Origin of the sequence: uncultured Megasphaera sp., assembly GCF_958350005.1 — a bacterium.
Classification (GTDB): Bacteria; Bacillota; Negativicutes; order Veillonellales; family Megasphaeraceae; genus Megasphaera.
In genome coordinates this window covers 23,058-33,354 of the sequence record NZ_CATWFF010000003.1, presented here as the reverse complement: position 1 = coordinate 33,354, position 10,297 = coordinate 23,058, and the positions used below count along the sequence as shown (strand labels likewise).

The following is a 10,297-nucleotide window of genomic DNA, read 5'->3' as shown; positions in this document are numbered from 1 at the left end:
CACGTTTAAGTTCTAACATCCCCTATCTTCGCGTTCACGCCAGCCCTCCGGTCCTTCTCATACGATAGACAATCTCCCTTTCTGGCCGGAAGGGCTGTGTGATACATACAACAAACCCCGCCGGGGCAAGCAGTATAACTGCTGATTGCCCACCGGCGGGGTTGTTGTATATTCTTATACTACGATATATTTTCACGCAGCAAGGCGCAGGGATTTACAAAACAGGCTGTCAGGTTTTGCATAATTCGGCCAGATATTGTATGATAGGTTTATCGGTTTGCATTTCGCCGGTTCAGCCGGCAGGAAGGCGGGGCAGGAAGATGGAATCGCTGTGGTGGCAGCTCTTTGATATACTGGGAACAGCGGCATTTGCCCTGTCCGGAGCGCTCGTAGCCGTGTCGCGGCGCATGGACGTCTTTGGCATGTATGTTCTGGCTGCCGTGACGGCTGTGGGCGGCGGCATTGTCCGGGATATTCTCATCGGTGCCGTGCCGCCGGCAGCGTTTAAAACCAGCCTCTATCTGGTTATTATCGTTGCCGCCGTGGCTGCAGCCTACATAGGGATTCGCTATGTCCGCATGCCTGCACGGCAGCCGGTGATGCAGCAGCTTCAGCGGCTCTACATTGTCTGCGACGCTATCGGCCTGGGGTCCTTTACCATTACAGGAACGCTGCTGGGCTGTGCCGTTCGGAAGGACTACTGGATTCTGGCCATTACCCTGGGCATACTGACGGCTGTCGGCGGCGGCGTTATCCGCGACGTCCTGGCCCGGCGCATTCCCAGTGTGCTGCGGGAAGAGGTGTATGCGACAGCCTCTCTGGTCGGAGCAGCTGCCCTGTATGGTCTGTACGCTGTAATGGATGTATCCCTGCACGTTGCTGCCGTCATCGCCTTCTTTCTGACTGTCGGCCTGCGCCTTCTGGCCGTGCGGCTGCACTGGAACCTGCCGCGCATCAAATAGGGAGAATGCTGCCCTGGTCAGGGAGCGGGGAAATGAAAACACGTATCTTGTGAGTAGGAAGTGATATAGGTGAGTTTATTACACAAAGCCGTCGGCGCCGTCGTGACGGCAGCACTGCTGGCAGTCAGTCCGGCTGTGCTGGCGCGGACGATTTTATATGTTCCCCAGGACAACCGTCCTGTTGATTTTGCCTATACGGTGCGTACAGCCCAGGACGCGGGCTATACGGTCATTACGCCGCCGGTGCAGTATTTGTCAGGCTCCAGTTTTCAGGGATCGCCGGAAAAACTGATTCGCTGGGTCCAGGACCATGCCGGCTCGGCTGATGCCATGGTCCTGTCCATTGATTCTCTCGTATACGGCGGCCTCGTCGATTCGCGCAAGCATAATCTCGATATGGATACGCTGACCCGCCGGCTGAGCGAAGTGGAAGAGCTGCATAAGACGCACAACGTGCCCATTTACGTCTTCAGCACGGTCATGCGCAGTCCCTGGATGGGCGGCAAAGGGGTAGAACCGGATTATTACCTCCAGGCCGGCACGGACATTTATCAGCTGGCGTCGCTGCAGGCCAAGATGGATGTGGACCAGCTGACGCCGCAGGAACGGAACGACTGGTTTGCCATTATGCGGCGCCTGCCTATGGAATATCTGCAGGACTGGTATAACCGGCGCCGGAAGAATATGCTCATTAATTTCCGTCTCATTGAAGATGCCCGGAAGGGGGTCTTTACGTACTTCAGCCTCGGCCACGATGACAATTCCGTCAATACCCAGTCTTCGCTGGAATCGAAGTATCTGGAACTGGCCGGCACCAACGTGCCCAAAACGGCCTTTGGCTCTTTCCCCGGCGCCGATCAGCTGGGGCTGCTGCTCATTACGCGGGCCAACAACGATTTCATGAACTACCATCCCCGCATTACGGTTATTTATCCCCTGGGCGGCGGCGAAAAGACCGTTCCCCGCTATGACGGCCAGGAAGTGGGCAAAACTATTGCCGCCCATATTGAAGCCATTGGCGGCACCGTAACCAATACGGAACGGCCGGACCTGCTGCTGGCAGTCAATACGCCGCTGACAGACACGACGACAGAATCGGGAAACTTTGAAAATTTCCCCATTATGCTCCAGTCGACGAAAGACTTTCTCGGCCAGATCGAATCGGCTGTACAGGCCGGCATTCCGGTCAGCCTGGTTGACATGGCCTTTTCCAACGGGTCTGACAACACCCTGGTATACGGTCTGTATAAGGACAATATGCTGTATCGCCTGGCAGCGTACAATGGCTGGAATACAGCCAGCAACTCCGTAGGCTACGGCATTTCCCAGGGCGTCCTGGCCCGCTACATGCCCCGCGATGCCCATACGAATATGCTGACTACTCAGTATCTGGACAACTGGGCCTACCAGGCCAACGTGCGGGATTATATTTCCCGAATGGAACAGAAGCTGGAAGCAGGCACGGTGAAACGGTATTATCCGTCCATGACGGAAGAGCTGCAGAGCCGCACGAAAGAACAGCTCCAGCGGTATGCTCAGACTTATCTTCATGTCGATCCCCGGACGGTACAGGTGACGCTGCCGTGGAACCGCCTGTTTGAAGTGTATGTCGACGTGCGTCCCGATGCCAGTGTGCCTCTGGAAGCCGATGTGCGCCAGGGACTGCGGGATAAGGAGCTGAAGCGCCTGGAAAAGCAGGTACAGGACGCCCAGCAGGCCCTGGATGAAGCAATAAAAAAAGAAAAGGCCCAAGCCCAGGCTCAGGCTAAGGATAAGGCAGCAGGCAAGCCAGGGAAAGCCGCCGTTCCTGCTGATACAGCCGACACGGCTGATAAGCGTCAGCTGAAGCAGGAGCTGGAAGAAGCCAAGCGGCAGGCACAGGCCCGGTATGACGAAGAAAAAAGGGCTCAGGAACTGAATGCCAAAGAAGAAATGGCCCAGAAAAACCGGACGTGGAATCCATAACTGCATAGCGTAATATCTGCCCGTTTTGAAGAGAAGCTGTCTTCGAAACGGGCATTTTCTATTGAAAATTCAGACTCTGTCTGGTATACTAATAAGCGAGAAATAGTTGATACTGTCAACTATATGCAAAAAGGGGGAGGCAGATGGATTATTCACAAATAGGCTATAATTTCGGCACCCTGTCCCGGCGGTATGAGGCCTACGTGGCCTATGCCTGCAAAGCCCTGGATCTTGGCTATGTAGAGTATGTCATGCTCATGGAGCTCTTTCGCCGCGACCAGTGCCGGCAGGAAGAACTGTGTCAGGCCCTGTCCGTAGACCGGGCACTGGTGGCCCGCTGCGTAAAATCGCTGGAACAGAAGGGATTCGTCCAGCGCAGGCAGGATCAGCAGGACCGGCGGGCCAAGCATGTGTGCCTGACCGAAAAGGCCAGGGACCTGCAGCCTGTCCTGCAGGATATTCTGCGCCGCTGGATTGATGATGTCCTGGCCGACATCGACGAAACCCAGACCAGCCAGATCTTGCAGATTCTGCAGATTGTTGCCAGGCGGGCTGCCGATCTGTCCTTTGAAGAAATATGTCAGAGAAAGAAGGGGAACCTATGAAACGGGGAACACAGTATATAATGACAGCCCTGGCCATTGCCGTCCTGGCTGCCGGCATCAGCGGCTGCGGCAGTAAAGAAGAGGCAGCCGCACCGGCCCAGCTGGTCCGGACGCAGCGCATTGGCGGCCCTTCTGCCGGTCAGGACGAGGATACCTACGCCGGCACGGTCCGGGGACGGTATGAAAGCAACTTGTCCTTCCAGATTGGCGGCCGCATTACAAGCCGCAATGTACAGATGGGCAGCAGCGTCCATGCCGGCGATGCCCTCATGACCATCGATCCCAAAGACGCCGCCCAGGCCGTCTACCAGACGCAGGCCCAGGTACAGGCAGCGCAGGCCCAGATGGAACTGGCCCAGGCCAACCTGGCGCGGTATCGCCAGCTCTTTTCTCAGGATGCAGTCAGTGCGGCTGCTCTCGATCAGTATCAGACCGCCTATGACCAGGCCCAGGCTCAGTACCAGCAGGCTCAGGCAGCACAGCAGGCCCAGGCTAATCAGCTGTCCTATACGACGCTGACAGCCGATGCAGACGGCGTCATTTCCTCTGTAACCGGCGAAGTAGGGCAGGTCGTCGCTGCAGGACAGACCATGCTCACCCTCGTCCACAACGGCGATCTGGAAGTGCAGATCAACGTGCCGGAAAACAAGCTTGCCGATTTTCCCATCGGCAGGGACGTAACTGTTTCTTTCTGGGCCCTGACGCAGGAAACGGCCGGTGTCGTGCGGGAAGTATCGCCTATGGCCGATCTGGCGTCGCGGACGTATAAAGTCTGCATTACCGTTCCCAATCCGCCTCAGGGCATGCAGCTGGGCATGACGGCCAGCGTGCACAACGGCAGCAGCAGTGCCGCTTCCGCAAGTGCCGTCGAACTGCCCCTGACGGCTATCTACCAGACAGGCGACACGCCCCAGGTCTGGGTCGTCGGCGCCGATCACACCGTTTCCCTGAAAGCGGTGACAGTAGCGGAATTCGGCAGCGACAGCGTCCGCGTCACGGGCCTGTCTGCCGGCGACCAGGTCGTCACAGCAGGCGTGCACATGCTGAAAGATGGCCAGACCGTCCGGATAGAAGGTGATGACACGTGAGAAATTTATCGGAACTATCCCTAAAAAACCGCGTACTCGTCTGGTACTTTATTATCCTCATTGCCGTTGCCGGTATCTTCTCCTATATAAAACTGGGACGCATGGAAGATCCGGCCTATACGGTGCGGCAAATGGTCGTCACTGCGGCCTGGCCGGGAGCGACGGCAGAACAGATGCAGGAACAGGTGACGGACAAGATCGAGAAAAAGCTGCAGGATACGCCCAATCTGGACTACCTGAAGAGCTATTCCCGGCCAGGTCAGACCGTTATTTATGTTACTCTAAGCGACACGGCGCCGTCAGACAGTATCCGCAGCACGTGGCATGAAGTGCGAAACCTGACGGAAGACATGAAGAACGAACTGCCTCAGGGCGTGTACGGTCCCTATTTCAACGATCGCTTCGATGACGTATACGGATCTGTCTATGCCCTGACCGGCGACGGCTATTCCTATGAAGAACTGCGGCAGAAAGCGGAAAAAATCCGCCGCATGATGCTCGGCGTCGACGATGTGAGCAAAGTAGAGCTTGTCGGCGAACAGTCGGAAAAGGTATATATTGAAATTGCCAATGCCAAGCTGGCTGAGCTGGGCATTGCGCCGACGGCCATTTCTGACGCCGTAAACGGACAGAACGCCATGACGCCGGCCGGCATGATCGATACGCAGACGGACAACGTATACCTGCGCATTTCCGGCGTTTTTGACGACGTAGAAGCCATCCGCAATCTGCCGGTCAACGCCAATGGCCGCGTATTTCGCCTCGGCGATATTGCCACTGTCGAACGGCGGTATACAGAACCGGGCGATCCCAAAATGTACTATAACGGCAAGCCTGCCGTAGGTATTGCCCTGTCCATGAAGTCAGGCGGCAATATTCTGACGTTGGGCGAAAATCTGATACAACTCCAGAATACCGTAAAAACCGATTTGCCTGCCGGCATGGAGCTTCATCAGGTATCGGACCAGCCCAAGGTGGTAAAGGAGTCCATTGCTGACTTTGTCGATACCCTGCGGGAAGCTATTATTATCGTCCTGGCCGTCAGCTTTCTCAGCCTGGGCCTGCGGACAGGCCTGGTCGTGGCCTGCTGCATTCCCCTGGTACTGGCCGGCGTATTCTGCGTCATGGAGCTGGTCGGCATTGATTTGCATAAAGTATCGCTGGGCGCTCTGATTATCGCCCTGGGGCTGCTTGTAGACGACGCCATTATTGCCGTCGAAATGATGAGCGTACAGCTGGAAAAGGGGTATGGCCGGCTGGAGGCAGCGTGCTTTGCCTTTAAGGCGACGGCCAAGCCCATGCTGACAGGTACGCTCATTACCTGTGCCGGTTTTATTCCCGTCGCCCTTGCCGATGGGGCGGCGTCGGAATTCTGCAAGGCCCTGTTTCCGGTCATTACGACAGCACTGCTCCTGTCCTGGATCGTATCGGTCATGGTAGCCCCCTTGTTTGGCTACTACCTGATCAAGCCCAAGCCCGCTGCCGGCGAAGGCGGAGAAAACGAGCTGTATCAGTCCCGCTTTTACCAGCTGTTTCGCCAGGTGCTGACATGGTGCCTGACTCACCGGGCAGCCGTACTGGGCGGCACAGCCGTCGTATTCCTCCTGTCCCTGGGCGTTCTCAAGTTTATTCCGCAGGAATTTTTTCCGCCGTCCCTGCGGCCGGAACTGATTGTGGAAATGACTCTTCCCGAAGGGTCTTCTCTGCAGGCGACGCAGAAGGAAGCGCAGCGGTTCTCCCAGTATCTGGACAAAGAACAGGCGGAACTGCAGGATTATTCCTACTACGTCGGTCAGGGAGCGCCGCGGTTTGTCCTGACGCTGGAACCGGTCCTGCCGGCTAATAACTACGCTCAGTTTGTCGTCGTTGCCAAAGATACGGAGACACGGCAGCGGCTGGCAGCGAAGATTCGCCGGGAAATGGCCGATCAGTTCCCCAATGTGCGCAGCAATATCAAGACGCTCCCCATGGGACCGCCGTCGGATTATCCCATTATGCTGCGCGTTTTCGGCTACGATGCCGATAAAGTAAAAGGGTATGCGCAGCAAGTCGCCGACCGCATCAGTAAAGACCCCAATGCGGAAAATGTATTCCTCAACTGGGATCAGAAGAATAAAGTCATTCATGCCGAACTGGATCAGAACAAGCTCCGGGCTATGGGCCTGTCTGGTCAGGATGTGGCCAAGACGCTGTATACAGAACTGTCCGGCGCAACAATAGCCGAATACTATGCCGGCGATCGCACTATCGGTATTCAGCTCCGCCTGCAGGAACAGGACCGCAGCGACCTGGCGAAAATCAAGTCCATTCCCATTTATGCCGGATCGGCCGGCTATATTCCGCTGGAACAGGTCGCCACACTGTCCTACGCCGGTGAAGATGGCCTGATCTGGCGGCGCGACTTAAAGCCGACTATTACCGTAAACGGCGGCATTAAGACCGGCACGGCCAACGACGCCACGCAGAAAGCCTATGACAGTATTGCCGATATTCGCAAGGCCATGCCTTTCGGCTACGGCGTAGAAGTAGACGGGGCCCTGGAAAACAGCCAGAAGTCCCTGGCCTATCTCCTGAAGCCCGTACCCATCATGATCATCGTCATCATGACGCTCCTCATGTTCCAGCTGCGCAGCATTTCCCTCATGGCCCTGACCTTGATTACGGCGCCTATGGGCATCATTGGCGTAGCCTTCGGCATGTTCCTGTTCGGTAAATCCCTGGGATTTGTGGCTGATCTGGGCATACTGGCCCTGGGCGGCATGATTATCCGCAACTCCATCATCCTCATCGACCAGATTGACAAGCACATGGCTGCCGGTGAAGACCCGTGGCATGCCGTCATCGATTCGGCAGTCATGCGGTTCCGGCCCATCATGCTGACGGCAGCTGCTGCCATTCTGGGGATGATTCCCCTCATGACTAGCACCTTCTGGGGGCCCATGGCCGTAGCCATTGCCAGCGGTCTTCTGGTGGCGACGGTGCTGACCCTCCTCATTCTTCCCGTCTTGTACGCTGCCTGGTTCCGCATCAGGAAAACGGAATAACCTGTACTGCTGACAGCCGCTCTGGAGAGCGGCTGTTTTGCTGGATAAAACAATACGGGAAATAGGCACATATGCGAAATTAAATAGTGCGAAATTTACAGGGGTGTGCTAAAATAGGTAAATGATTATAAGGTGTATTTGGAAAGGATTTTAGTATGAGTTCCTTGTTTTCTCCATTGACGAAAAATATAGGTATTGATCTGGGAACCTGCACGACCCAGGTCTTTGTAGAAGGGCGGGGCATCGTCCTGTCTGAGCCGTCTATTATGGCTACAGACGAACGGAACCGCAAGATCATCGCCGTCGGTCATGGTGCCGATGATTTGCTGTCCAAATCGCCGGAAACGGTAAAGATTCACCGGCCTCTGCAGCACGGTGTCATTTCCGATTACAGCGTTACGCGGACCATGCTGGGATATATTCTGAACAAATGTGTCCGCAGCGTGCAGCGGCTGCGCATTATGGTCGGCGTGCCTGCAGCAGCGTCGAATGTGGAAAAACGGGCCGTCATGGAAGCAGTCTACCAGGCCGGCGCCAAGGAAGCATTTCTGATCAATACGGCAGCAGCTGCCGCCATTGGTGCAGAACTGCCTGTATACGATCCTGTAGGGAATATGGTCATCGATATTGGCGGCGGCACGACAAACATTGCCATACTGTCTTTAGGCGGTATTGTCGTATCCAAATCCATTCATCTGGGCAGTCTCGATTTCAACGATGCCATTCGGGACTATCTGCGCGAGCAGTATGACGCTGTAACCGATGAGGATACGATAGAAGAAATGAAAGTAACCAACGGCTCGGCTATTTTGCCGCTGGAAGATCGGGGATACTACTTTATGGGCCGCGGCCTGGGCGACGGGCTGCAGAAGGAAATGGCCGTCAAGTCGAGTGAACTCTACGGCGCCATTGGCCGTCCCCTTATGAAGCTGCTGGACGTCGTCCGGTCTGTACTGCGGGAAACGCCGCCGGAACTGGCTGCTGACATTATGGAACACGGCATTATTCTTACCGGCGGCGGAGCAAAGCTGAAAGGCATGGAACAGCTTTTTTCTCAGGAACTGGGCGTACCTGTCGTCCTGGCAGCAGACCCGGAACTGGCCGTCGTAAAGGGAACGGGCATAGCCATTCTGGAACGGGAAAAAATGGCTCCCCTCATTGAAGGAGCTCAGCGTATTTACAGGAGGAGATTTTAAAATTGTTTTCGTTTGGAAAGAGAAGCGTCATCGTTGTTCTCATCATATTTATTATTATTGCCGTCGTAGGCTGGGCCTGGCGGCAGCGTGATTCTCTGCCGTTTTTGACCAAACCGATGCAGACAGCGGCGTCTCCTTTTGAATACGGTGCCAGCCGCCTGATGGCATCGCTGTCATCGGCTTTTCACATCGTCGATGTGAGCCTGAAAAACCGGATTGAATGGGAAGCCCTGGAAAAAGAAAATACGGAACTGAAAAACCGCAGCGTCGATTATGACGAACTGCTGGCAGAAAATACACGCCTGAAGAAGCTCCTCGATTTCCGGTCGTCTCACTCGCAGTATCAGCTCGTGGCAGGCTCCGTCATTTCCCGTGACTACGGAACGTGGAGCAATACGATGATCATTGATGTGGGCAGCGGCGAAGGCGTAACCAAGGATATGCCGGTCATTACGGCTGCCGGCGTCGTCGGCTTCATCAGCGACGTCTATCCCCATTCATCGCGGGTTCAGCTGCTTACAGATCCGCGGACCAGTATTGGCGCGATCGTACAGCGGGCAGAATCACGGGTATCTTCTGTCGTCCGCGGCAACGGCAATGTGCCGTCAGAACCGCAGTTCGTCAATATCGCCAAGGATGCGGATATTCTGGAAGGGGATACGCTGGTTACGTCCGGATTTGGCTCTATTTACCCGAAAGGACTGTCTGTCGGAACGATTGTGTCCATTCATCAGAATGACAATGATTTCGTAAAATACGCCGTCATCCGGCCCAGTGTCGATTTTTCCAAACTGGAAGAAGTCTTTGTCATCCTGAAGTCTGCCGATACAGGGTCTTATGACAAGCCTGGCGTAGCGCCCAAATTAGTGCCCCAGACCAATCGGGACAAAGTAGAAGGCGTCAAAGGAGCAGCAGCATTATGAAAAAGATGAACTGTGTAATGACTGCGTTTATCGTGTTTATTCTGCAAAGTTCTGTACTTCCTTTTATATTTGACGGTATTTCTCAGCCCAATCTGGTCTTTGTCTTCGTCGTCCTCACAGCACTGCATCACGGCCAGCGGGTCGGCATTATTGCCGCTCTTCTGGGCGGCTTCTGCCAGGATGTGGTCATTGGCAATTTCTTTGGCATTCATTTGCTGCCCTATCTGGCCATTGCTGTCGTCTGCAGTTATCTGGGACGGGACATTGACAAGGATCAGTGGATTCTGACGATTCTCATCGTCCTGGGGGCTACGGAAGCGTACCTGCTGGCAACCTGTGCCGTTCTGGCCGCTGCCGGTCAGTTTATCCATCCTGCTGCTTATTTGTTTGAATTCAGCATTACCATGCTCGTATACCATGGTATCCTGACGCTGCCGGTCGATCATATTGTATGGCGCCTGCGGCGGGAAGATGCCTATTACGGATATATGGGCTACCGGCCATAAAAAGGGGG

General features: G+C 55.2%; 8 protein-coding genes. All 8 read left to right on the top strand.

All coding sequences use genetic code 11. The annotated features are described in order from the left end of the window. The first annotated feature begins 320 nt into the window (after positions 1 to 320). The 8 genes from Q3886_RS00540 (at position 321) to mreD (ending at position 10,289) form a co-directional block, all read left to right on the top strand. The gene (locus Q3886_RS00540; RefSeq protein WP_301859142.1) at positions 321 to 962 is read left to right on the top strand and encodes a trimeric intracellular cation channel family protein; all 642 of its coding nucleotides are present in this window, start codon (positions 321 to 323) and stop codon (positions 960 to 962) included. A 69-nt stretch (positions 963 to 1,031) separates the two neighbouring features. Beyond that, entirely contained in the window at positions 1,032 to 2,927 is a 1,896-nt protein-coding gene (locus tag Q3886_RS00535; protein ID WP_301859141.1) for a DUF4127 family protein, read from the top strand. A 143-nt stretch (positions 2,928 to 3,070) separates the two neighbouring features. Continuing rightward, complete coding sequence (locus tag Q3886_RS00530) at positions 3,071 to 3,532, top strand: MarR family winged helix-turn-helix transcriptional regulator (RefSeq protein ID WP_301859140.1); 462 nt, start codon at positions 3,071 to 3,073, stop codon at positions 3,530 to 3,532. Then, positions 3,529 to 4,620 carry an efflux RND transporter periplasmic adaptor subunit gene (locus tag Q3886_RS00525; RefSeq protein ID WP_301859139.1) on the top strand — a complete coding sequence of 364 codons (1,092 nt, stop codon included), beginning with the start codon at positions 3,529 to 3,531 and terminating at the stop codon, positions 4,618 to 4,620. The genes Q3886_RS00530 and Q3886_RS00525 overlap by 4 nt, the downstream gene beginning before the upstream one ends. After that, the gene (locus tag Q3886_RS00520; RefSeq protein ID WP_301859138.1) at positions 4,617 to 7,664 is read left to right on the top strand and encodes an efflux RND transporter permease subunit; all 3,048 of its coding nucleotides are present in this window, start codon (positions 4,617 to 4,619) and stop codon (positions 7,662 to 7,664) included. Before Q3886_RS00525 ends, Q3886_RS00520 begins: the two co-directional genes overlap by 4 nt. Positions 7,665 to 7,819: 155 nt before the next feature. Beyond that, entirely contained in the window at positions 7,820 to 8,860 is a 1,041-nt protein-coding gene (locus Q3886_RS00515) for a rod shape-determining protein (RefSeq protein WP_301859137.1), read from the top strand. Between the two features lie 2 nt (positions 8,861 to 8,862). Next, on the top strand, positions 8,863 to 9,783 hold the full coding sequence (gene mreC, locus Q3886_RS00510; RefSeq protein ID WP_301859136.1) for a rod shape-determining protein MreC: 921 nt from the start codon (positions 8,863 to 8,865) through the stop codon (positions 9,781 to 9,783). Next, on the top strand, positions 9,780 to 10,289 hold the full coding sequence (gene mreD / locus Q3886_RS00505) for a rod shape-determining protein MreD (protein ID WP_301859135.1): 510 nt from the start codon (positions 9,780 to 9,782) through the stop codon (positions 10,287 to 10,289). The genes mreC and mreD overlap by 4 nt, the downstream gene beginning before the upstream one ends. The last annotated feature ends 8 nt before the right edge of the window (positions 10,290 to 10,297 follow it).